Below are 23324 nucleotides of genomic sequence, written 5' to 3'. Positions count from 1 at the left end.
TGCACGGGCCGACGCTACAGCAGCGTGTCTTCTATCGGCTCCCACTTGCCATCACGCGGCGCAAATTGCGGGATATGGGCAAGACTGTGGATGAGCGACGCGTCCTCTCCCAGCGTTTCCTGCCAGTCCTTGGCCTCGGTCAGAATCACGCCGATGCCGACGACCGTGCCGCCGGCCTTCCGCACGAGTTCGACGGAGCCCTTGAGGCTGGAGCCGGAAGCGACGACGTCGTCCACAACCACGACGCGCTTGCCGGCAAGAAGCGGCGTGGCGCGGCGATCGAGAAGCAGGCGCTGTTCGCCCTTCGACGTGATCGACGAGATCGTCTGGACCAGCGCGTCGCCGAGATGGATCTTCGGCGATTTCTGCAGGACCACATAATCGTCGAGCCCGAGCGCGCGCGACACTTCGATCGCCACCGGGATGCCGAGCGTCGCCGCGCCGACCACGATTTCCGGCTCAAGCGGCTTCAACTTCCCGGCCAGCTTCGCGCCGACATGCTCGCCAAAACGTACCCCCAGGTCGATCACCATCATCAGCGAGATCGCGAAGTCCGGCTTGATGGCGACGATGGGCAGGTGAATGTCCATGCCCGCGACGTCCACAATCCAGGTCTGGTCGGTAACGGGGCTGGCGGCGGTTTCGTCGGTCATGCGGCAGGTCCTTTGCGTGGCAGTTTTGGTTCGACCATAAGCCCGACATTGCGCCATGTGGTGCGCTTGCGGGAAAGCTCGAACCCATAAATGGAGAGCGACAGCGAGATCGCGTGCGCCATGCGCACGGCCTGCACGAGAAGCGGCACGCCGCGCGCGAGCGCGAAGCGCAACCGCATCGGCAGCGAGACGTCGTCGATCTCCATGCCGCGTGCGCGCTGGGCGTCGCCGATCCGTTCGAATTCCTCGCGCAACATCGGAATGATGCCGAAAGTCAGCGACAGGACGAGCGTCGCGATGGGCGGCAGGCGCGCGGCGCTGCACGCAGCAAGGATCGAGCCGGGTGTGCTCGTCTCCATCACGAAATAGAAAACGGCCGTGGTGGTCACCAGACGCGCAGCCATCCCGGCCGCGGTCGGAAGCGCCGTCTGAAGCGTCTCGCCCTGAATCAGCAGGTTCGCGATCCAGCTCGCCATCACGAGCAGGACGAGAAGCGACGCGCCTTTGAGATAGCCACGCATGCCCGGAACCCGCGTCACCAGCAACAGCGCAACGATCATGAGCGACAGCGCGACGCCGAAGCGCCAGTCCGGCACGAACCAGGCGACCAGCATCACCGCGAATGCACCAGCCAGCTTGACGAAGAAATTGACGTCATGGATGGCGTTCATGCGGCGGCTCCGCGCGTCTGGACAGTAGGTGCCGGCCAACCGAGCGCTTTGAAAGCCGGTGATGACCAGCCGGCATGGGTCGCGCCATCATAGGCGATCTGTCCGCCTTCGAGGATCAGCAGCCGCGTCGACACCTCCTGTACGAGGTCGAGGTCGTGCGAAATCAACATGATGGCGCGGCCAGCCGAAACGGTGGAATCGATGAACAGGTCGAGCATGCGGCGGCCATGCAGATCACGCGCGAGCAGCGGCTCGTCGAGGATCGCCACGCCGGCCTGCGCGGCATCCGCGCAGGCAAGGCCGACCAGCGCCTGCTGCCGCGCCGAGAGTGCAAACGGGCTTGCCTCGGCGAAACCGGCGAGACCGTATTTCTCAAGCGCCTCGCCCGCCCTTTGACGCGCGCCGTCATCGGCCGGTCCACCTGCGGTGATCGCGAACAGGACCTCTTCGACCACGGTCAGGTTGAACAGGATTCGCCGCATGTTCTGCGGCAAATAGGCGATCGATCGCGCCCTGCGCGCGACCGTCCAACCTTCCGCACTTTCGCCATGGATGCTGATCGTTCCGGCACTGATCTTCGCAAGGCCAAGGATCGACTGGAACAGGGTGGTCTTGCCGGCCCCGTTGCGTCCGACAAGCGCCACGACCTCCCCTGCCCTGATGGCCAGGGAGACATCTTGCAGGACCGGCGTGCCGTCGGGCCGGGCAAGCCGGGTGCGAACGCCCGAAACGGACAGCAATTCGGCGCCCGGCTGCGGCCGGTGGTGTGCCGTTGCAATGCCCCTTGGAGGCATGATCCCCGCATCGAGCCAAACCTGCGACGTTGCCATGACGGATTGCGCGGAATGCGGCGCCGACACCGTTCCGTTCGCGAGAAACCGGACGCTTGTGGCAAGGCCTTCGAAAGCGCCCGGATCCTGCTCTGCAACCAGCAATGCGGGAATATCGCCGCCAAGCTTCGTCAGGATGCGCACGAGACGCGCGCGCGCGGCGGGATCGAGACCGGTCGTCGGCTCGTCGAGAACGAGCAGGCGCGGGGCCGCCGCAAGTGATGCGGCAATCGCGACCATGCGCCGTTCGCCGCCGGACAGCGTGAGCACGCGGCGTCCTCTGAGCGCGTTCAACTCGAGTTCCTCGATCAGCAGATCGACCCGATCGCGGATCGTTGCCTGCTCGACCCCGCGATTTTCCAACGGAAAGGCAATCAGATCCTCGACCCCGAGATCCCAAAGCTGATCCTCGACATTCTGCGCCACGCTGCCGATGGTGGTGAAAAGCGTATCGCGAGCCATGTTCGAGAGCGGTATGCCGTCGAACGAAACGGTGCCCGCAAACGTGCCCGGCGAGACCAGGCGCGGCATGACGCCTGCGGCCACGTTGAGCAGCGTCGATTTTCCGCTGCCCGCAGCACCGCAGACGAGCGACCGCTCGCCTGCGGCGACCGTCATCGAGGCCCCGGCAAGCACCGGTGGTGCTTCGCCGAAACCGACATTTACCGCATCCAATTCAAGCACTGTATTGCCTTGCCAATCTGTCAGAAGCGCGTGAAGCCCGCCGGGTGCGCGCTTTTGAGAATCTTGAGCGCCGGAATCACCAGGAGGGGCGTGCCGATGAGCATCGGGACGATGTCCGAGAGACCCAGATACATCACGGCCCACCAGAACGGGAAGATGCCCAGATAGGCAAGGCTTGCCGAGACGAACACGACCATGACAAGTCCAACAACGAGGCAGACTGCCGCAATTTTGATCAGCGCATTGCGATCAAAACGTGTCTTGGCAGGATCGAACATCAGCCCCGGAACCAGACCGGTAAGACCCACCATGATGCCATCGACGATGAGCGAGTGAGCGGGAATGAAGGTGCCGGCCAGAAGCGACCAGACGATTGTGCCGAGATAGCCGCAGATGAAGCCGCTCTTCCAGCCGAGCAGTATGCCGACCAGCGGCGGAAGAAACGCGAAAATGCGCCACTGGATCACCCCCGGAACGAGCTGGATCGGATTGGCATAGGCCCAGAGCACACCGGTTGCAGCGGCCGCAACGATGGAGAGAACGATTGGAAAGAGGGTATTGCCCTCAGGTTGAACTGCGGTAGCGTTTTGCATGACGAGGAATCCCCATTTTGCCTCCCGCCCCTGCTTAGCAAGTTGCATGCCGATCCGAACACGATCCTCCGCCGCACAGAATTTTCGACACCGGCAGGGACGATAGCAATCGCGTGATTTGAAGCAACGGCACTAGGAATGTCGAGTTATCGTCGTTATCTCGATCTATTACACACTGACGACTTTGGTGATTGCGGCGGTTTCGCCGGCTGGCTTTTTCGACCGGACCCATTGAACACCCAAGGATTTTCAGCATGTTCGACCCAAGGGAAAAGATAGCGCTCTTCATAGATGGAGCCAACCTTTATGCGGCATCGCGGGCACTCGGCTTCGATATCGACTACCGGAAGCTGCTGGCCAGCTTTCACAAGCGGGGGTATGTGCTGCGTGCGTACTACTACACCGCGCTGATCGAGGATCAGGAATACTCGTCCATCAGGCCGCTGATCGACTGGCTCGACTACAATGGCTACAAGGTCGTGACCAAGCCGGCCAAGGAATTCACCGATGCCGCCGGCCGCCGCAAGATCAAGGGGAATATGGACATCGAGTTGGCGGTCGATGCGCTCGAACTGATCGAGCATGTCGACCACTATGTCATCTTCTCCGGCGACGGCGATTTCCGCACGCTGGTCGAGGCGTTGCAGCGCAAGGGCCGCAAGGTATCCGTCGTCTCGACCATGTCGTCGCAGCCGCCGATGATCGCCGACGATCTGCGCCGGCAGGCCGACTACTTCATCGATCTCATGTCGCTGAAGAACGAAATCGGGCGCGAGCCGAGCGAACGTCCCGTTCGCAAGGTCGAGCCCGACCAAGAACCCGAATACGACGAAGACGATTTGTGATGCATGCAGAAGTGGCCGAAAGGCCTGAACCGCCGCGCAACTGCGCGCTTTGTCCACGTCTGCATGATTTCATCGCGCTCTGGCGCGAGCGCGAGCCCACATGGTTCAACGCGCCGGTGCCGACATTCATCGCGACAGAAGGCGACGAGACGGTGCGACTGCTGATCGTCGGTCTTGCGCCGGGACTTCGCGGCGCGAACCGCACCGGACGCCCGTTCACCGGCGATTATGCCGGCGACCTCCTCTACGCGACGCTCAACCGGTTCGGCTTTTCGCGCGGCACGTTCCAGGCACGCCCCGACGACGGGGTCGAACTCATCGCCACGGCGCTTACCAATGCGGTGCGGTGCGTTCCGCCCGAAAACAAACCCGTCGGCGCCGAGATCAACACCTGCCGGACGTTTCTCGAGCCGACCATCGCGCGCTTCCCAAAGCTCGAGGCGATCGTGACGCTGGGTACGATCGCGCACCAGTCGACCGTTCGCGCGCTCGGCCAGCGCGTCGCCGCCCTACCCTTCGGCCATGGCGCGCAGCACCAGGCGGGCCCGGTGCGGCTTTTCTCCAGCTACCACTGCTCGCGCTACAACACGAACACGGGCCGCCTCACCGAAGAGATGTTCGTCAGGGTCTTCCGCGACGTGCGCGCCTATCTCGACGAGCGTTCCTGAATTAGCGTGATGGGTTGAAAACCCATCCGTGCTCAGGCGCTTCAAGAATGCCCATTTCCCCTTGAGTTTTAGCTCAGTTTTCAAGGCGCTAGCTTGCAAGGGTTAGCTCCTGCAATCCATCCTGAAAGCCACCAAGCACGGGAAGATGGTTTACATATAAAATATCGAAGCCTAAATTACCTTGCGTAACGTCTCAATGACACTCGAGGGGAAGAGCATGATCGGCAAAGCTTTGCGACTTGGTGGAATCGCCACAGCCCTAACATTCTCGTGCGCGCATTTTGCGATAGCTCAATCGGCGGATGTGGCTGACGCAATTTTTCACAACGGAAGGATCATCACCGTCGACGCAGATTTCTCAGTCGCGGAGGCATTCGCCGTAAAGGATGGAAAAATTTTAGCGGTGGGAACGAGTGCTGCTATCCAGGAGATGGCCGGCGACGATACCCACGTGACCGATCTGGACGGCCAGACCGTAATCCCTGGCCTGAGCGATGGGCACCTTCATTCCGTTGGCGGGGGACCGGGTATCGATCTGTCGCAAACACGTTCAATGGAAGAATTTTTGGCGCAGGTCGCTGCGGCCGCCAAAGAGGCGGGGCCAGACGACATTCTAGTTTCTAATAACGATTGGCACGAAGCACAGCTTAGCGAGCAAGTTACCCCGACAGCGGACCAACTGGAAGAAGCAGCGCCTGGCATCCCTCTGGTTATCAGGCGAGGTGGTCACAGTTACTTCCTGAATCATGCGGCGCTGGATAAGTGGGGCATCACGAAAGACACGCCGGTTCCGGCGGGTGGTTCGCTCCCCAAAAATGATCGTGGAGAACTCACAGGCGAGGTCACCAACAATGCGCGGACCTTGGTGCCGCTGCCCCCATCCCAGCCGCAGACACTTGACGATCTGCTGGCGGAACAAAAGGTCATGAATTCATACGGCCTGACCAGTGTTCGCATTCCTGGAACGACCGTCTCGCACTACCGCCAACTCATTGAGTTGCGTGATACCGACAGGACATCTGTGAGGTATAGCGTTCTCTTTAGAAACGTTACCCCCGAGACGCTTGGGCAGGAGAATATCACGCCCGACGAGGGTGACGAATGGGTCCGAGTCTGGGGCATCAAGATGGGCGTGGACGGAGGCTTCGAGGGCGGTCATATGACCAAAGCCTACGAAGAGCCGCGTGGAAATGGGGGCACGTACTTCGGATTGCAGCTTCTGAGCCAAGAGGATTTCAATCAGCAGGTGTCCGCGTGGAACGATGGAGGGTGGCGCGTCACAGTACATGGCGTGGGCGATGCCGCACTGGACCAAATTCTGGACGGCTACGAAGAGACCAATAAGCAGCGCTCTATATTGGACCGCGGATGGGCTATCGAGCACGCATTTGTAAGTCGACCGGATCAGTACCCGAGAGCGAGAGACCTGAACCTTCAGCTCTCTGTTCAAAACCATTTGTATTTGGCTGCCCCAACACTGCATGGATACTGGGGTGATGAACGAGCAAACCATGTAACGCCCCTCAAGACGTACCTTGAAGAAGGATTTCTGGTTGTTGGAGGTACTGATTCGGCAGTCATCCCAGTAAACCCATTTTGGGTCCTGTACCACTTTATCTCTCGAGACACCATTAGTGACGGCGTCTATGGCGAGGACGAAGCTATATCTCGCGAGGATGCACTGAAGCTTTTGACAATAAACTATGCCAAGATGACTGGAGAGGAAAAGCTTAAAGGATCGATTGAGCCTGGGAAATTCGCGGATTTCGTTATTATCTCTGACGATTATCTCGCTATTGAAGAGGACGAAATCGAGAATTTACGCGCCGTTTCAACGTATGTTGATGGTGTAGAGGTCTACAATAGCGATGGCACACGCCCCTAAGGTCGAAATGCCTGCTTGATCCTCGTGGATTTCCATACTGTTGGGCATCTCTGCGAGAGGTGCCCATTTCCACCCCCTTACGCCACCCGCAATCGCATATTGGTGGCTTATGATAAGCGGCGAGAATTCATTTTTGATGGCTATGCCGTCTCGCGGGCCAAGGTTCGGTTTGCCAGATCCACCCTAGGCGTTGGATGCGACCTTCGACCGCCGGCAGGCAGCCCATCCTAAATTAGAAGGGGCCCGTTGCGGCGCGTGGCAATCGATCCTCGATCCAGCCCACGATATCGGCCATCACGTCCTCCTTGCCGTAGTCGTTCAGGAGGTCGTGATAGTGGCCCTTGTAGAGTTTGAGCGTCTTATCCTTCGATCCGGCGGTGTCGTAGAAGAACTGGCTGCCCGCCGGCACCGTCGCCTTGTCTTCGGTGCCGTGAAGGATGAGAATCGGAAGCGTGATCTTCGGGAACGAGACCTTCAGGGTCTCGTCGGCGCGCGCCAAGGCGGCGACCGTCTTTGCGGGCTGTGATTCCCCTGCGATCAGCGGATCATTATCCAGCGTACGCACCGCTACGGGATCGCGCGAAAAGTCCTTGTTCCTCAGCGTGAAGACCTGAAGCCTCGGTGCAACCGCGCTCAGTCCTTTCAGGAGGCTCAACACAATGTCGGGCGCAGGCACCTTGTAGGCGAAGCTCTCGCAGATCAGCCCGGCCAGTTCCGACTGATGATCGAGCGCATAGGTGCAGGAGATCACGCCGCCCGCACTGTGCCCGAGGAGGAATATCGGCAGTCCCGGCTCCCGCGACTTTGCGAGCGATATCAGCGTGCCGAGATCGTCGGTGTATTCCGAGACATGATCGACGTAGAAGCGTTCGCCCTCCGACTTGCCCCTGCCCCGCAGGTCGACGGCATAGACGGCAAAGCCGTTGGCTGCGAACTCCTCCGCGACGCCGGCATATTGCCCGCCATGCGAGTTGAACCCGTGGCATATCGCAACGACCGCGCGCGGCTGCGTCTGGGGATGCCACGAGCGAAAGACGATTCTGAGCCCCTTGGGGCTGCTGAAACTCTCCTCACGCGCCGCGCTTTGTGAAACGCCGACCATCGTAAGCTCCACGAGCTGCAATGCCGGGCGAACGGTCGCCCGACAGCTATGCTACCCCGCATGCCCGGTTCTTATGCAGTTTCGAAAGAAGGAGCCTCGTCAGACCACTCACACGAAGTGTCCGCCCACACGCTTCGGCCTGTCAACTGGCCGCATTCATGTAAAGCGTCAATTGACCGCAACTATTCGAGGTAGATCGCGGGCAAGATATGAATTTGGTCGGAGAAACGTCTGGGGAAACGCGATCGGTGCGGTTCGTGGAACCTAACCGCGCTCCTTGAGGAGCCGGCCCTTTTCGCGCGCCCAATCGCGCTTCTTCTCGGTCTCGCGCTTGTCGTGCAATTTCTTGCCGCGGGCGATCGCGAGCAGAAGCTTGGCGCGTCCCTGATCGTTGAAGTAAATCTTCAACGGCACCATGGTCATGCCTTCGCGATCGACCGACTGCGCAAGCTTTGCCATCTCCTTCTTGTTCAGAAGAAGTTTGCGGCGGCGGCGCGGCTCGTGGTTGAAGCGATTGCCCTGGAGATATTCCGGCAGATAGGAGTTGATCAGCCAGATCTCGCCACCCTCGACCGAGGCATAGCTCTCCTGGATGTTCGCATGGCCTTCGCGCAGCGACTTCACTTCGGTGCCGGTCAGCACGATGCCCGCCTCGTAGGTGTCGATCACCTCGAAGGAAAAGCGTGCCTTGCGGTTTTCAGCCGCAACCTTGTTGTTCGGATCTGATTTCTTGTTCATGTCGCCCAAACGCGCCCGAGGCGCGTCAGTTCAATAGCCCCGCATGGATCAGCGCGGCGTCGATGCGTTCGGCCGTCGCGCTTTCCACGGTGACGAGCGGCGAACGCACATGGTTTTCGATCTTCCCCAGGCGCGACAGCGCATACTTGGAACCCGATACGCCCGGCTCGATGAAGATCGCCTTGTGAAGCGGCATCAGCCGATCCTGAAGCTCGATCGCCTTCTCCTTGTCGCCGTTCAGCGTCGCTTCCTGGAATTCGGCGCACAGGCGCGGCGCGACATTGGACGTGACCGAGATCGCGCCGACGCCGCCATGGGCGTTGAAGCCCAGTGCCGACGCATCCTCGCCCGAAAGCTGGATGAAATCCTTGCCGCAGGTGATGCGCTGTTCCGACACGCGCTCGACCTTGCCGGTCGCATCCTTCACGCCGACGATGTTCTTGAACTCGGCTGCAAGGCGTCCCATCGTCTCCGGCGTCATGTCGATCACCGAGCGGGGCGGGATGTTGTAGATGATGATCGGCAGGCTGGTCGCCCGCGCGACGGCTGCGAAATGCGCGTAGAGACCGCGCTGGGTCGGCTTGTTGTAATACGGTGTCACCACGAGAACCGCATCCGCGCCGACGGCTTCGGCATGCTTCACCAGTTCGATCGCTTCGGCGGTGTTGTTCGAGCCGGCGCCCGCGATGACCGGAACCCGGCCGGCCGCAACCTCGACGCAGATCTTCACGACTTCGCGATGCTCGGCGTGGCTGAGCGTCGGCGATTCACCGGTCGTGCCGACGGGAACGAGCCCGCTCGTGCCTTCCTTGATCTGCCATTCGACGAGAGCCCGGAACGCATCTTTGTCGAGGGCGCCATCGCGCGTGAACGGCGTGACGAGCGCAGTAAGTGACCCTCTGAACATGATGCGAACTCCTGGATGCCGGCCTGTAGCACGGCGTGATGATACGACACGCGGGCTTCTAGCCCAGCGCGCGGTCGCGCACCATAGTCTTGACACTTCCATGCGGCAAGACGCAGCCGAAACTGGCTAACGGAACGGCTTCGCGTGGGCCAGCCCGGAGCGCCGGAAGCGCGACGATAACCTTTCGTTTACTCTATCTTCACCAGCCTGTTCCAGGCTTGCAGCATGCCCATCCCGTTCGTACCATTCCTGCACAAGGGATAGACAGCCAATGCTCTCAACCAGCCGTGTCGCGCTTGCCGGCATCGCCCTGCTTCTGACGCCCGGTTTCGCGCTGGCCAACGCCGCGCTGCCCGAGATCGTGCCCCTGCCCTTCGCGCGCCCGCAATCGCCTGCCGGCTCTGCGATCGACAGCGCCCTGAAGACCGGCTCGGTGCTGGCCGCCACGGCGCCCCGCATGGCCGCCGACCTTGCGACGACAGGCAGTATCTCCAAGCTCAAAAGTGGGCTCGACGCGCTTTCGGCCAACGATCTGGCGCAAGCGCGCCTCGTTCGCAACAACCTCCCGAAAACGTCGCTCGATCGCAAGATCCTGACCTGGGCCATCGCGACCCAGGGCGGGGCCGACGTTACGAGCGGCGAGATCACCGCAGCCGCGCGCGAGTTGACCGGCTGGCCGGGCATTTCGACGCTGCGGGTCAATTCCGAGCGCGCGCTCTATCGCGAGGATCCCGGTCCACGAATCGTCCTCGACGCGTTCGGCCCATCCAAGCCGCAGACGACCGAAGGCACCATCCTGCTGGCGCGTGCCCACCTCGCTGTCGGCGATGCCGATGCGGCGCGGGCGCTCCTGGCGCCTTATTGGCGAATGCAACGGCTCGACGCGAAGGACGAAGCTGCGATCATCCGCGAGTTCGGCGGCGTCATTCCGAGAGCCGACCACCGGTTCCGCATGGAGCGCATGCTCTACGCCGACCGCCTCGCATCCGCCGAGCGCGTGGCAAAACTCGCCGGCGCGACTGAACTGGCAAAAGCCGTCGCGGCTGTCTCGCGCGATGCCAAGGAAGCGGTCAAATTGCTGGCCGCTGTGCCCGAAGACCAGCGCTCCGCACTTTATACCTTCGCCGAATCGCGCCAGCTTCGCCGTACCGGAAAGTATCGCGAAGCCGCCGACATCATGCTCAAGGCGCCGAAGGAAGCGGCCAAGCTGGTCGACCCGGATGCGTGGTGGGTGGAGCGGCGCGTTTTGTCGCGCGAACTGCTCGACCTCGGCGACGTCGACACCGCCTACACGCTCGCGGCAGCCCATGCCGCCGAAAGCCCGGCGCTCGCCGTGGACGCCGAGTTTCACGCCGGATGGTACGCCTATCGCGGCAAGGGCGACCCCGTGACCGGTGCCCGCCACTTCGCCCGCATCGCCGAGATCGCGGAAGGCCCGATATCGCTGTCCCGCGCCTATTACTGGCTCGGGCGCGCAGCCGAATCCGGTGGTCCGGGTGATGCGAATGCGCTGTTCGAGCGCGCGGCATCCTACGGCACCGCTTTTTACGGCCAGCTTGCCGCCGCAAAACTCGGCCGCAACACGCTCTCCACCACCTCGCCATCGGCAAGCGATGCGGAACGCGCCGCGTTCGAGCGCCGCGAGGCCGTGCAGGCGATCAAATATCTCGAGCAGGCAGGTCACGAAAACCGCGCCGATGCACTCTATCGGGCGCTGGCGCAGAATCTGAAAAGCCCCGGCGAACTTGCCATGCTCGCGGCGATGGCCGAGAGCCGTGGCAATCACTTCCTTGCGCTGCGTGTCGGCAAATGGGCTGCCGCACGCGGCCTCGATGTCGGATCGCTCGCCCATCCCGTCGGCGCGATCCCCGCAAACGCCAACATATCGGGCGCCGGAAAGGCGCTTGCCTATGCGATCGCGCGGCAGGAGAGCGAGTTCAATGTCGGCGCGCGCTCGGGCGTCGGCGCACTCGGCATCCTGCAATTGATGCCGGGAACCGCGCGGGACATGGCGCGAAAGGCCGGCCTTGCCTATACGCCCGCCAAGCTCACCACCGACGCGGGCTACAACGCGACGCTCGGTTCGCAATATCTGGACGAGCAGTTGGCCCGTTTCGACGGCTCCTACATCCTCACCTTCGCCGGATACAATGCAGGCCCCCGCCGCGCGCAGGACTGGATGGAGCGCTATGGCGATCCGCGCGGCAAGGATATCGACGCCGTCGTGGACTGGATCGAGCGCATCCCCTTCACCGAAACGCGCACCTACGTGCAGCGCGTGATGGAAAACTACCAGGTCTACAAGATGCGGCTGACGGGGCGCATGGACATCGCCGACGATTTGATCGACGGGCGGACGTGACATCGTGGTTTCAAAAGGCGCGGCTGCACAGTCGCACTCTGACGTGATCGATCATGATGGTTTCGTGGAGCGCCGCTTTTCGGCGCCCGACGGCCTGACGCTCAGCGCGCGCATCTATGGCGAACAGATAGACGGCGGCTTGCCGGTGGTCTGCCTGCCGGGACTGACCCGCAATGCGCGCGATTTCCACGATCTGGCCGTTCATCTGTCACGAAACGCGCGGCTCCCGCGCAAAATCGTCGCGTTCGACTATCGCGGCCGTGGCCAATCCGCCTACGATCCCGACTGGAAGAACTACGATCTGATGGTCGAGACGGGCGACGTTCTGGCCGGCCTCACGGCATTGGGCATCGAGCACGCAGCCTTCATCGGCACATCGCGCGGCGGTCTGATCATCTTCCTGCTTGCAGCGATGCGGCCTGCCGCTTTGCGCGCGGTGGTGCTCAACGATGTCGGTCCCGTCATCGAAGGTGCCGGCCTCGCGCAGATCCGCGCCTATCTGGAGCGCGCGCCAAAGGCTGCGACGTTCGACGAGGCCGCAAAAATCCTCAAGGTTGCGAACGGCGCAGCCTTTCCCGCGCTTGCTGATGCCGATTGGGACCGCATGGCGCACGCGATCTATCGCGAGGACGGCGGCAAACTCCGTCCCGATTTCGACCCGAACCTCATGAAGACGCTGAAAGGCATCGACCTCAGCGCGCCGCTGCCGGTCTTCTGGCCGCAATTCGTGGGTCTCGGTGCCGTCCCCGTGCTGGCAATCAGGGGCGAGACGTCGATGCTGCTCTCGCCAGAAACGCTCGCGCAGATGCGCAAGCGGCACAGCCGCATCGAGACGATCACGGTGGCTGGCCAAGGCCATGCGCCCATGCTGGACACCGGCGACCTGCCGAAGCGCATCGAAGCGTTTCTGGATCGCACGGAAACAACGCCCGTATCGTAAAGGGCAGCAGGCGCAACGCGCCATCTGCCGGCCAATCACACGTCGACCCTATATATGAAGCAAAGAGCCCGGCGGTTTCCCGCCGGGCTCTTCGTCGTTCAAGCCGTCAGCTTATTAGAAGCTGCGGTCGAAACGGATGGTCGAACGGATGCGGTCATCATCGCCACCACCGACGAAGTCAACCTTGCCGTACTGGATTTCCGGACGGATACGCAGGCCGGTGACCGGACGCCAGTCGAGACCGGCGGTCACTTCCCATGAGCCGTCGGCACCGGCGTTGTACTCGGTGTCGTACCACTGGAACGCACCAGCAATAGCGAGCTTTTCGGTCACGTTAGCCTTGGCATAGACGAGAGCCGAGAACTCGGAGTCGTTCGCGAACAGAGCGTCCTTGCCAACGCGGTACCAGGAGCCAGCACCGCTGCTGTAGAACACCTGGCCGCCGAGAGCGACGATGCCGAGGTTGCCGTTGACGGCAAGCTTCGCACCGAACTCGTCAGCGAACGTGTCATAGCCAACCATGGCGCCGACATTGCCCCAGCCCTGCGTGAAGTTCACGCCGCCTTCGACGCCAACTTCGAACTGGTCGGTGTAGTCGATCTCGACAGCAGCGACGACAGCCGAGAAGCCGTTTCCGCCGTTGAAGGTGTAGGAGACTTCACCCGAGTTGCGGAAGCCGTAATCGGCATCGAACGGGCCGAACGGCGAGCCGTAGCCGAGGAAGCGCGAGTACGGGGTGTCGCCCTTACCAATGCGGAAGGTGCCCATAGCCTGCTGCAGTTCGATGAACGCATGGTTGAGCTGGATCGCGGTGGTCGAACCGCCAAAGCCCGAAGCCCAGTTGATGCGGAGCTCAGCGAAGCCGCGCAGCGTGCCCCACTCGGTCTCGTTACGGACGTCGAAGGTCGGAGCGAAACGAGCGAACTTCGTGAAGCGATCACCGCCGTCCTCAGCAGCACCCCAATCCGAGTAGCGCATTTCGTAACGGATGTAGCCGCCGATCTTCAGGCAGTTCTCGGTACCCGGGATGTAGAAGAAGCCTGCACCGTACATGTCGCAGATGCGGACGTATTCCATTGGCTCCGGCTCAGCGATCACGATCGCATCGGCAGCGCGGGCGCCGGTTGCAGCGACGAGAGCCGCTGCGGAGCCGAGAAGAAGGCTCTTGATGTTCATTTTCTGACCTCCAGTCAAAAGTTAAAAAACGGGTCTGGGCTTTTTTGGCTGAAGGACAGCTTTCCCTGCCCCATCCCCAATTTCGAAAAAGATGCGCACCGCGCTCCCTCTTCGAAGACGACCATACGCATCGCGCCGCGCCGTTCAACAAGGATTGCCTATCTATGGACACATTCGGCATTCGATCCAAAATCCCTGTTGCACAAATGACACGATTTGGAGGGTCGCGGTAAGCTTCCATTAACGAACGGGGGTCTGGCCGCGCCCGAAACAGCGCCTCGCGGCCCGATTTGGGCCGTCAACCACACCAGGCTGTGATTCCCGTTGCGAGAATGCACCTCGGAATCAGTGAGACCGGGTCGAGAGGCCGATCAGGCCGTCAGATCGGCGGCTACTGGACACTGCCGTGCCTCTAAAGAGCGACAAAAGCATTGCCGCCAGCCGCCGCGCCCTGGGGCCAAATCGGCTCGGTCGGCGCATAGAGCGGCCTGCCGCGCGTCGCCGAGCTGACGCCGGAAAGAACCGCCCAGAATCGATACCGCAAAGAAATCAGCACCTTAACGGGCCCCTTCATTTTCTTGACTGGAGGTCAGAAAATGAACATCAAGAGCCTTCTTCTCGGCTCCGCAGCGGCTCTCGTCGCTGCAACCGGCGCCCGCGCTGCCGATGCGATCGTGATCGCTGAGCCGGAGCCAATGGAATACGTCCGCATCTGCGACATGTACGGTGCAGGCTTCTTCTACATCCCGGGTACCGAGAACTGCCTGAAGATCGGCGGCTACATCCGTTACCAGATGAACTACAACGAAGACGGCGCGGGCGCGGACAGCTACAGCTTCACGAAGCAGGCGCGTTTCGCTCCGACCTTCGACGTCCGCACCGAGACCGAGTGGGGCACGCTGCGCGGCTTCGCCGAAATCCGTTTCAACTGGTTCTCGGGTCTTGTTCCGTCGACCGTCACCGAAGTGAACCATGCGTTCATCGAGTTGCAGCAGGCCATGGGCACCTTCCGCATCGGTAAGGGCGACACCCCATACGCTCGCTTCCTCGGCTACGGCTCGCCATTCGGCCCGTTCGATGGCTCCTACGGCTTCAACAACTCGGGTGAAATTTCCTACACCTTCAACGGCGGCAACGGCTTCTCGGCTGTCATCGCTGCTGTCGAGATTGCCAACAGCAACAAGTTCGACGTTGGCGTCGAAGGCGGCGTGAACTTCACGCAGGGCTGGGGCTCCGTCGGCGCCATGGCCGGTTATGACACCTTCACCGAAGAGTGGGGCGCAAAGGCTGTCGTGAACGCAACGTTCGGCCTCTTCTCGGTCGGCGCTCACGCCTACTACAGCAGCGGCGACAGCATCTACGCGATCGACAACCCGTTCGGCGGCGTGTCGGAAATCTCGGTCCTCGCCTATGCGAAGGCTAACGTGAACGAGAAGCTCGCTGTTGCGGCTGCCGTTCAGTGGTTCGACGACGAGAACGCATTCGACGACACCTGGCAGCTTACCGGTGGCCTCGACTGGCGTCCGGTTTCCGGCCTGCGTATCCGTCCGGAAATCCAGTACACGAAGACCGATGCTCCGGCTGGCTTCGACGACAGCAACTGGCGTGCAGCCCTCCGCTTCGACCGCAGCTTCTAAGGCGTCGAACGGATAAGAAACGAACGGCCCGACCACCGAAAACGTAGTCGGGCCGTTTTGCAAGCGAATGGGAAGCTGCGGGGGCATGCTTTCCCGATGGGAAATGAAATGGGGGAATCGATAACGAAAATTTGAAGAGTCCGCCCAAATGACGTTCGAGACACTTGCAATCCCTCTAATATGCACTCATTGTTTCGGTGGGGAGATCGTGAGCAATACTCACGATTTAAGGGGGGAATAACATGCCGGCCAGGTCTTTCCTGGAGCGGGAGGATGACGCGTCGCAGAACGCGCAGTTCCCCGCTTACGAATTCTCGTATTCATTGGGGTCTTTCTCGGTCGTCGAGGAATTTTCGCTATCTGATCTGTATACCAAGTACAAAGACCTGCTCTGGGATCACGGCAGTCACAAATACAACGTCACCTCATTCATACGTGAACTGGATGAAATCCGGCTCGGCAAAAAGCAGAGCGCCTTTTCAGACCAGGACATCGACTTCCTCATCGGAAAACTGCGCGAACGCGGCAACAGCAACGCCACCATCAATCGAAAGATGGCGGCGCTCAGCAAATTGCTGCGGAAGGCGTGCAAGATGGGGGATATCCATAATCTGCCTGACTTTCGTCGCCAGAAAGAGCGGGCCGGCCGGATTCGCTTTCTGACGCGGGACGAAGAACTGGCGCTGTTCACCGCGCTCGGCCTGCTCTCGAGCGAGTACAAGGCCTTGAGCATCTTTCTGGTGGACACCGGCGCGCGCCTCGGCGAGGCCGTCGGGTTGCGCTGGAGCGACGTCGCCAATGGCCGCGCAACGTTCTGGCTGACGAAGTCGAACCGCAGCCGGACCGTACCCCTCACTCAGCGCGCGCAGGACGCCCTCGTCCTGCAGCGCAACAGAACCCAGGGGCCGTTTCGCCATCTCAGGCAATACAAGTATCGCGCTGCGTGGAATCTCGCCAAGGACAACGTCGGATTGGGCGACGACAAGGACGTCGTTCCACACGTCCTGCGCCACACATGCGCCTCGAGGCTGGTGCAAGGCGGGATCGACATTCGACGCGTGCAGATGTGGCTGGGTCACCAGACACTTCAGATGACCATGCGCTATGCGCATCTCGCCACGCACGACCTCGACAGTTGCGTCGTGATTCTCGAGGACCAGGCATGCAAGCGCACCGAGAAGCGTGCGCGTCGCGTCGAGGCGGTGGCCGGGTAGGTCCCAAAGTCCTTTTTGCGGTGGAGCCGCCGCCAAGCACGCCCGGACGCTGCACTTGCCGGTAGGTTGCCCGGCAGCGCTGCCGCTCGTGAGATCGGTCGCCCGCGCCAAATCAAGCCCGTTTCCGTCGGCGGCGAATTCTGGACGCGATCAACGTCCGGCCTGCAGCAGCGCGATCACGTCCAACGAACGTCTTGGAAGAGGTCGGATCCGCGTTTTGCTCTGAATCAGTCGTAATTCCGGCCAGACCATCAAGCTGAGCGCGGAATCGGCGGGCCGCTATGGCACGTGATGGGTGGGCAGCGATCTGCGGCAGATGGCGGAGAGGATGGGATTCGAACCCACGAGAGCCTTTTGAGCCCTACTCCCTTAGCAGGGGAGCGCCTTCGACCACTCGGCCACCTCTCCGTTGCCCGCTCGATAAAGAAAATGTCGCGCACAATCAACAAGCCACTGACGTTCACGTGCAGAATCTGCGTCCCACGGTCTCCGCACGTCGCGTACGTCGTCATGCCGGCTACGAAACGACCCGGCAAACGTGGATTACGGGCGCGAACGGTTCCGTATAGCGCTATGGGCGCCCCCACATCGGCGCGGTACGCGAGGGCCCTGGTTCAGGCGTCGGTCCGGCGCGTTTTCAGTGACTTGCCGTCGCGTCCCTGCGCGAAGCTCATGAGGAGTTCGCTCGCATCCGCAGCCGTAACCGGCCGCGAATAGTAGAAACCCTGCCCCAGCCGGCATCCCATCGCCAGCAGCCTCTCGGCCTGCTCCTCGGTCTCGACGCCCTCCGCCACGACACGCATGTCGAGCTTTCCGGACATCGCAATCAGCGATTCCACGATGATGGCGCTTCGCTCGTCATTCATGAGCCGTGAGACGAATGATTTGTCGATCTTGACGATGTCGACGGGAAAGTCGAGCAGGTGGGTCATCGAGGCGTAGCCGGTGCCGAAATCGTCGAGCGCGACGCGAAGCCCCTGCCTTCGCAACTCGCTGACGGCCTCGGCTACGAAACTGTCGCCGCTGCCCATGAAGACCGCCTCGTTTACCTCCAGGATGAAGTGTTTCAGAGGCACGCCCGCGGCCGCGAACGCCTCGCCCAGACGTGTCACCAGATCGCCGCGCTGGAAGTCCGCGGTCGTCACGTTGAACCCGACATGCTGGTACGCGATGCCCAGATCGAGCCAGTGACGCACATCGAGCGCCACTTGCTCCAGCATCCTGCCGGTAATCGCATAGGCGAGCCTCGGGTCGCTGAACGCCTCCTCGAACTCTCCCGCCGCGTGGAGCGATCCGTCCGTCTCTTCGATCCGGGCCAAGGCTTCGAGGCCGATGATCTCGCCGGTGTCGATCCTCACGATGGGCTGATAGTAGGGATAGACCCGCCCAGCGGCCAGCGCGTCGCCGACGCGGGTTATGACGGCCATGCGGTGCGTGATCGAGGTGCGCATCCCCTGGTGAAACGCAGCGAAACCGCCACGGTTCGTGGCCTTGCCATGATAAAGGGCGAAGTCGGCATTCTGCAGCAGCGTATCCGCATCCATCGCCCCCGGCTCGAAGAGCGCACCACCCACGGTGACATAGGCCGGGATCGCGTGCTCCAGATGCTGGACGGGAATCTCCATGTTGCGGATCAACTCGTCCGCCATGCGCGCGAGATCGACCCCCGAGGCGCAATTGCGCAGGATCAGCCCGAATTCGTCTCCGCCGAGGCGATAGGCTTCCATGTCCGCACCGAACTCCAGCAGTCGGCGCGAGACCGCCCTGATCAGCGCGTCACCCGCCTCGTGGCCGAGCATGTCGTTTGTGGATTTGACATGGTCGAGGTCTGCCACGAGCAGGCCGAACGGTCGATCGAGCCGGGTGAGCTGGTTGAGCCTGAGATTGAAGCTCGCGCGGTTCGGAAGCTTCGTCAGCGCGTCCAGATAGGCGACCTTGTGCAGTTGCGCGAAGAGTTGCTGGTGCTCGATCGCGATCGCGCAGAGTTGCGTGCAATGCGCCACGATCTCGCGATCGAATGAGTCGGGACCGCGCCGCGTGTCGTAATAGAATGCGAACGTGCCGACCACGTTGCCGTCCCGCGCCTTGATCGGGCTCGACCAGCACGCCTTGAGACCCGGCGGCAAAGCGAGATGTCTGTAGTCGTCCCAAAGCGGATCGGTCTCGATGTCGTGGACTTCGACCGGCTCGCCCCTGAAGGCTGCGGTGCCGCATGAACCGACATTCGGCCCGATCGGCAGCCCATCGAGCGCACGAGAGTAGGCGCGCGGCAGGAAGGGCGCCGCCAGCGGCCGCAGCCGTCCCTCCGGATCGACGCCCAGGATCGAGCAGATGACGCCGTTTTGAGTCTCGCCCACCCTTCGACAGATCAGGTCCGCGATCCTGGCGACAGGGTCGCCATAGGCGATCATCCCGAGGATCTCGCCTTGCAGTGCGTTCAAGAGAGCAGCGATGCGGCTCGTCTGCATTGTGGCAGGCTCTTTCGAGAGTCCTCTATCGGCCGATTTTGGCCCTGTCAGCTTAAAGAAGCGTCAAGTGCATGCCTTGGATTCGTTGATTGAAGAGGCAAAGCAGCCGTTATCGAGGCCAGCATACACCTATCCGCCAGCGGGCGCATTTGGTGCGAAAACGTTTTAATCGATGCAGCGACCGCGCAATGCACAAAAAATCATCACACACTCGTAACATTTTCGACACAGTCGGCTTCCCGCGCGCTGAAACCGGCGGGTTGGGCATGCAAATTCGATTGAATGAAGCCGGCAAATCCCGGAAAGATTCGGTCGGGACACAAAGGCTTCCGTATCGCACTCTTCCCAAGCGCGGAACCGGCCGGGGCGGCCCATGCTGATCATGGTTTCATCGGAGAGATTCAGAATGAACATCAAGGGCCTTCTTCTCGGTTCGGCAGCGGCGCTGGTCGCTGTTTCGAGCGCACGCGCGGCGGATGCGATCGTCATCGCCGAACCGGAGCCGATGGAATATGTGCGCATCTGCGACATGTACGGCGCCGGCTACTTCTACATCCCGGGCACGGAGAACTGCCTGAAGATCGGCGGCTATATGCGCTACGAAATGCTCTACGACGAGTTCGGCGGAGTAGATGGCGGCTACAGCTTCACGAAGATGGCCCGCTTCGCACCGAACTTCTCGGTGAAGAACGAAACCGAGTGGGGCACGCTGACCGGCTATGCCGAAGTCGAGTTCGACTGGTACTCCGGCGTGGGATTTGAGAATCCGATCACGGGCGACGTAACCATCGGAAGCCTCACGAGCATCAACCTGCTCTACGCCTACATCTCGCTCGAGACGGCATCGGGAACCTTCCTGGTCGGCAAGACCGAGAACCCCTATTCGCGCTTCCTTGGCTTCGCAGGCCCGACACTCTTCGAGGGTGCCTATCCCTATTATGCATCGGGTGAGGTCTCCTACACCTACACCAACCAGAACGGCTTCTCGGCCATCCTCGCTGCCGTCGAGATCGAGACCAGCGACAAGTTCGATGTCGGCATCGAAGGCGGCTTCAACTTCGAGAAGGATTGGGGCTCGATCGGCGCGATCGCCGGTTACGACATGGACGCCGAATCCTGGGGCGCGCGCGCCGTCGGTCGCTTCAAGGTTCCGAGCACGGAAATCGAAGCAACCCTCCAGGGCTTCTACAGCTCGGAAGACACCCCCGGCATCTACCACGTCTACGATCCCTACGGCGACGTGACCGAGTGGTCCGTCCTCGCTGGTGCAAGCGTTGCACTGAACGAGAAGATCGGCCTCGCAGGCAGCGCCCAGTGGTTCGACACGGACGCATGGCAGTTCATTGCCAACGTGCCGTTCACCCCGGTCGATGGCTTTGCGGTCACGCCTGAAGTCGTATACTCGACCGGCGATGGCCAGAGCGACTTCTGGCTGGGCCGCGTCCGCTTCCAGCGCTCCTTCTAGCTCCAGGCTTCCTGGACCAACGAACCCGGCGGGCAACCGCCGGGTTTTTTGTTGACTTGGCGGTGGCGCGACGGCCTATCAGCGGCACGCGACAACCCGATGGAGGACTATGTGACCGAAACCGTTCAGCGCGCCGATATCACGCTCGCAAACTGGCGCGTTCACCCCTTCAGCCGGTACAGTTTCCAGCATGTCGCGGAGTTCGTGCCGGTGGCGGACATCCAGCCGCCCCGCGCCAGCGAAGAGCCCTCGCCCGGTCCCGCGGCGCTCAGCAGCATCAGCCTCAGCGATCGTGACGGCACGGCCATTTCGCCGATCGATCACATGAAGCGCTCGTATACGGACCATCTGGTTGTGATGCGCGACGGCGCGGTCATTGCGGACTGGGTCGCCGACGGCGTCGATCCCGTGCGCCCGCACGTCGTCTTCTCGATCTCGAAATCGGTGACCGGCCTGCTTGCCGGCATCGCGGCGGGAGACGGGCTGCTCGATCCCGAAGCCCTGATCCCGACCTACGTGCCCTCCATGCGCGGATCGGGCTACGCGGACGCGCGCGTCAGGGACCTGCTCGACATGACGGTCGCGCTCGATTTCGACGAAGAATATCTCGACGATGGCGGCGCCTTCGACCGCTACCGCCGTGCCATGCTGTGGAACCCAGAGCGGGCCGGCTCCACGCAAGAGACGATGGAGGGGTTTCTCGCGACGCTTGCCAAACGCGGCGACGACCACGGCAAGCGCTTCTACTACGCATCGCCCGACACCGATCTGCTCGGCCTCGTCATCGAGCGCGCGACCGGCGTTCGCTACCACCGCTATCTCGCGGATAAGCTCTGGGCACCCATGGGCGCGCGCGGCGCGGCCTATGTCACGGTCGATCGCGTCGGGACGGCCCGCGCGGCGGGCGGCGTCTGCATCACGGCGCCGGACCTCGCGCGACTGGGGCAACTGGTGATGGATGGCGGACGCGCATCCGACGGCACGACGGTGGTCCCCGCAGACTGGATTGCCGATCTCCACGCCAACGGAAACCGTCAGGCCTGGGTCGACGGCAACTTCGCCGCCGTGTTCGCCAATGGCCGCTACCGCTCGTGCTGGTACGACGTGGGCGACGGGCGCGGCAGCTTCGCCTGTATCGGCATCCACGGACAGTGGCTGTGGGCGGACCCGAAAAGCCGTGTCGTCATCGCCAAGACCGCCTCGCGTCCCGATGCGAGCGACGATATCGCGACGGCGCTGGAGGTCGACATGCTGGGTCAACTCGCCCGCGCCTTCGAGGGCATCTGACCCAGACGGCTCCTCCGAAATCCGAATTCCACTTTGCGGTGCGATGTTCTATTGCATCGAGATCGTTTGACTGGAGACTTCCGCGCCATGCCGACGCGCCCTCGCCTCACCGCGCTTGCCGAAACCCTGCCCGCGACCGTTCCCTTCGTCGGCCCGGAAGCGCAGGAGCGCGGCAGGGGCCGGCCGTTTCGCGCGCGCATCGGCGCGAATGAGAGCGGCTTTGGCCCCTCGCCCAAGGTTCGCGAGACGATCGCCCGCGAGGCAGGCGAGATGTGGAAATATTGCGACCCGGAGAACCACGATCTGAAGCATGCCCTCGCCGCGCATCTCGGCATCGGCGCGCAGAACGTGGTCGTCGGCGAAGGCATCGACGGACTGCTCGGGCTCATCGTCAGGCTCTTCGTCGAGCCGGGAATGCCCGTGGTCTCGTCGCTGGGCGCCTATCCGACGTTCAACTACCACGTCTCGGGTTTCGGCGGCCGGCTCGTGACGGTTTCGTATGTGGACGACCGCGAGGACATCGACAGCCTGCTGCAGGCCGTGCGGCGCGAGAACGCCCCTCTCGTCTATTTCGCCAATCCCGACAATCCGATGGGCACCTGGTGGGACGCCGACGACGTGGCGCGCCTGATCGAGGGGCTGCCGGAAACGACGATGCTGGTGCTCGACGAAGCCTATGGCGAGACCGCGCCGCAATCGTCGATACCGCCGCTCGATGTCGCCCGGCCGAACGTCCTGCGCATGCGCACCTTCTCCAAGGCCTACGGGCTTGCCGGCCTGCGATGCGGCTACGCCATCGGCGAGGCGGACACGATCAGGGCCTTCGACAAGGTCCGCAATCATTTCGGCGTCACGCGCATGGCGCAGGCGGCAGCGCTCGCCGCGCTCGGCGACCAGCCATGGCTCGAAAGCGTCGTGGACCGTGTCGCAACGTGCCGCGAACGGATCGCCCGGATCGCTGAGGCTAACGGGCTCTCGACCCTGCCATCGGCAACGAATTTCGTGGCGATCGATTGCGGCGGAGACGGGGCGCTGGCGCTCGAAATCATGCAGGGCCTGCTCGCCCGCGACGTTTTCGTGCGCAAGCCGATGGCCCCCGGTCTCGACCGCTGCATCCGCGTCAGCGTCGGGCCCGACGATGAGATCGACCTGTTCGAGGAGGCGCTGCCCGCAGCACTGGCCGAGGCGCGCGGCTGAGC

General features: G+C 62.2%; 19 protein-coding genes and 1 tRNA gene. 10 read left to right on the top strand and 10 right to left on the bottom strand.

Features of this window, described 5'->3' with window-relative positions:
* Nucleotides 1-14 precede the first annotated feature (14 nt).
* Genes AAFN55_RS08240 through AAFN55_RS08225 form a run of 4 tightly spaced genes read right to left on the bottom strand, consistent with a single transcriptional unit; the run spans nucleotide 15 to nucleotide 3431 of the window.
* A complete protein-coding gene (locus AAFN55_RS08240; protein WP_347798370.1) occupies nucleotides 15-653 on the bottom strand; it encodes a phosphoribosyltransferase family protein in 639 nt (212 codons plus the stop codon).
* Nucleotides 650-1324: an energy-coupling factor transporter transmembrane component T gene (locus AAFN55_RS08235; RefSeq protein WP_347798369.1), complete on the bottom strand. Its 675-nt coding sequence runs from the start codon at nucleotides 1322-1324 to the stop codon at nucleotides 650-652. Before AAFN55_RS08235 ends, AAFN55_RS08240 begins: the two co-directional genes overlap by 4 nt.
* A complete protein-coding gene (locus AAFN55_RS08230; RefSeq protein WP_347798368.1) occupies nucleotides 1321-2838 on the bottom strand; it encodes an ATP-binding cassette domain-containing protein in 1518 nt (505 codons plus the stop codon). Before AAFN55_RS08230 ends, AAFN55_RS08235 begins: the two co-directional genes overlap by 4 nt.
* Before the next feature lie 20 nt (nucleotides 2839-2858).
* The gene (locus AAFN55_RS08225) at nucleotides 2859-3431 is read right to left on the bottom strand and encodes an aminotriazole resistance protein (RefSeq protein WP_347798367.1); all 573 of its coding nucleotides are present in this window, start codon (nucleotides 3429-3431) and stop codon (nucleotides 2859-2861) included.
* A gap of 254 nt (nucleotides 3432-3685) precedes the next feature.
* Here AAFN55_RS08225 and AAFN55_RS08220 point away from each other — a divergent pair, with 254 nt between their 5' ends.
* The 3 genes from AAFN55_RS08220 (at nucleotide 3686) to AAFN55_RS08210 (ending at nucleotide 6829) form a co-directional block, all read left to right on the top strand.
* Nucleotides 3686-4276 carry an NYN domain-containing protein gene (locus AAFN55_RS08220; RefSeq protein WP_347798366.1) on the top strand — a complete coding sequence of 197 codons (591 nt, stop codon included), beginning with the start codon at nucleotides 3686-3688 and terminating at the stop codon, nucleotides 4274-4276.
* Nucleotides 4276-4944: a uracil-DNA glycosylase gene (locus AAFN55_RS08215; protein ID WP_347798365.1), complete on the top strand. Its 669-nt coding sequence runs from the start codon at nucleotides 4276-4278 to the stop codon at nucleotides 4942-4944. Before AAFN55_RS08220 ends, AAFN55_RS08215 begins: the two co-directional genes overlap by 1 nt.
* A 217-nt stretch (nucleotides 4945-5161) precedes the next feature.
* Nucleotides 5162-6829: an amidohydrolase gene (locus AAFN55_RS08210; protein ID WP_347798364.1), complete on the top strand. Its 1668-nt coding sequence runs from the start codon at nucleotides 5162-5164 to the stop codon at nucleotides 6827-6829.
* A 232-nt stretch (nucleotides 6830-7061) separates the two neighbouring features.
* Here AAFN55_RS08210 and AAFN55_RS08205 read toward each other — a convergent pair whose 3' ends face one another.
* The 3 genes from AAFN55_RS08205 to dapA all read right to left on the bottom strand — a co-directional run bounded on the left by AAFN55_RS08205 (nucleotide 7062) and on the right by dapA (nucleotide 9576).
* Nucleotides 7062-7931 (bottom strand): lysophospholipase, encoded by an 870-nt coding sequence (locus tag AAFN55_RS08205; protein ID WP_347798363.1) that lies wholly within the window; start codon nucleotides 7929-7931, stop codon nucleotides 7062-7064.
* 264 nt (nucleotides 7932-8195) lie between these two features.
* Nucleotides 8196-8669 (bottom strand): SsrA-binding protein SmpB, encoded by a 474-nt coding sequence (smpB, locus tag AAFN55_RS08200; RefSeq protein ID WP_347798362.1) that lies wholly within the window; start codon nucleotides 8667-8669, stop codon nucleotides 8196-8198.
* Nucleotides 8670-8694: 25 nt separating this feature from the next.
* Nucleotides 8695-9576 (bottom strand): 4-hydroxy-tetrahydrodipicolinate synthase, encoded by an 882-nt coding sequence (dapA, locus tag AAFN55_RS08195; RefSeq protein ID WP_347798361.1) that lies wholly within the window; start codon nucleotides 9574-9576, stop codon nucleotides 8695-8697.
* A gap of 271 nt (nucleotides 9577-9847) precedes the next feature.
* Here dapA and AAFN55_RS08190 point away from each other — a divergent pair, with 271 nt between their 5' ends.
* Nucleotides 9848-11938, top strand: a complete 2091-nt coding sequence (locus AAFN55_RS08190) for a lytic transglycosylase domain-containing protein (RefSeq protein WP_347798360.1) — start codon at nucleotides 9848-9850, stop codon at nucleotides 11936-11938.
* Nucleotides 11939-11981: 43 nt separating this feature from the next.
* Nucleotides 11982-12878, top strand: coding sequence for an alpha/beta hydrolase (locus tag AAFN55_RS08185; RefSeq protein WP_347798359.1), 897 nt, complete (start codon nucleotides 11982-11984; stop codon nucleotides 12876-12878).
* 114 nt (nucleotides 12879-12992) lie between these two features.
* Here AAFN55_RS08185 and AAFN55_RS08180 read toward each other — a convergent pair whose 3' ends face one another.
* On the bottom strand, nucleotides 12993-14054 hold the full coding sequence (locus AAFN55_RS08180; RefSeq protein ID WP_347798358.1) for a porin: 1062 nt from the start codon (nucleotides 14052-14054) through the stop codon (nucleotides 12993-12995).
* A 596-nt stretch (nucleotides 14055-14650) separates the two neighbouring features.
* On the opposite strand from AAFN55_RS08180, the gene AAFN55_RS08175 reads away from it, so the two are divergent.
* Nucleotides 14651-15691, top strand: a complete 1041-nt coding sequence (locus tag AAFN55_RS08175; RefSeq protein WP_347798357.1) for a porin — start codon at nucleotides 14651-14653, stop codon at nucleotides 15689-15691.
* A gap of 242 nt (nucleotides 15692-15933) precedes the next feature.
* Nucleotides 15934-16905: a site-specific integrase gene (locus tag AAFN55_RS08170; protein ID WP_347798356.1), complete on the top strand. Its 972-nt coding sequence runs from the start codon at nucleotides 15934-15936 to the stop codon at nucleotides 16903-16905.
* 317 nt (nucleotides 16906-17222) lie between these two features.
* Here AAFN55_RS08170 and AAFN55_RS08165 read toward each other — a convergent pair.
* Nucleotides 17223-17313, bottom strand: a tRNA-Ser gene (locus tag AAFN55_RS08165).
* A gap of 206 nt (nucleotides 17314-17519) precedes the next feature.
* Nucleotides 17520-19373 (bottom strand): EAL domain-containing protein, encoded by a 1854-nt coding sequence (locus tag AAFN55_RS08160; protein ID WP_347798355.1) that lies wholly within the window; start codon nucleotides 19371-19373, stop codon nucleotides 17520-17522.
* A gap of 406 nt (nucleotides 19374-19779) precedes the next feature.
* Between AAFN55_RS08160 and AAFN55_RS08155 the strand changes: the two genes are divergently transcribed.
* The 3 genes from AAFN55_RS08155 to AAFN55_RS08145 all read left to right on the top strand — a co-directional run bounded on the left by AAFN55_RS08155 (nucleotide 19780) and on the right by AAFN55_RS08145 (nucleotide 23322).
* On the top strand, nucleotides 19780-20838 hold the full coding sequence (locus tag AAFN55_RS08155) for a porin (protein WP_347798354.1): 1059 nt from the start codon (nucleotides 19780-19782) through the stop codon (nucleotides 20836-20838).
* A 111-nt stretch (nucleotides 20839-20949) separates the two neighbouring features.
* Entirely contained in the window at nucleotides 20950-22125 is a 1176-nt protein-coding gene (locus tag AAFN55_RS08150) for a serine hydrolase (RefSeq protein ID WP_347798353.1), read from the top strand.
* An 87-nt stretch (nucleotides 22126-22212) separates the two neighbouring features.
* Nucleotides 22213-23322: a pyridoxal phosphate-dependent aminotransferase gene (locus AAFN55_RS08145; RefSeq protein ID WP_347798352.1), complete on the top strand. Its 1110-nt coding sequence runs from the start codon at nucleotides 22213-22215 to the stop codon at nucleotides 23320-23322.
* Nucleotides 23323-23324 lie beyond the last annotated feature (2 nt).

The sequence above is a fragment of the Mesorhizobium sp. CAU 1732 genome, from assembly GCF_039888675.1.
Lineage (GTDB): Bacteria > Pseudomonadota > Alphaproteobacteria > Rhizobiales > Rhizobiaceae > Aerobium.
Note: the sequence above shows the minus strand (reverse complement) of the source record. Positions and strands in the feature narration are given on the sequence as shown.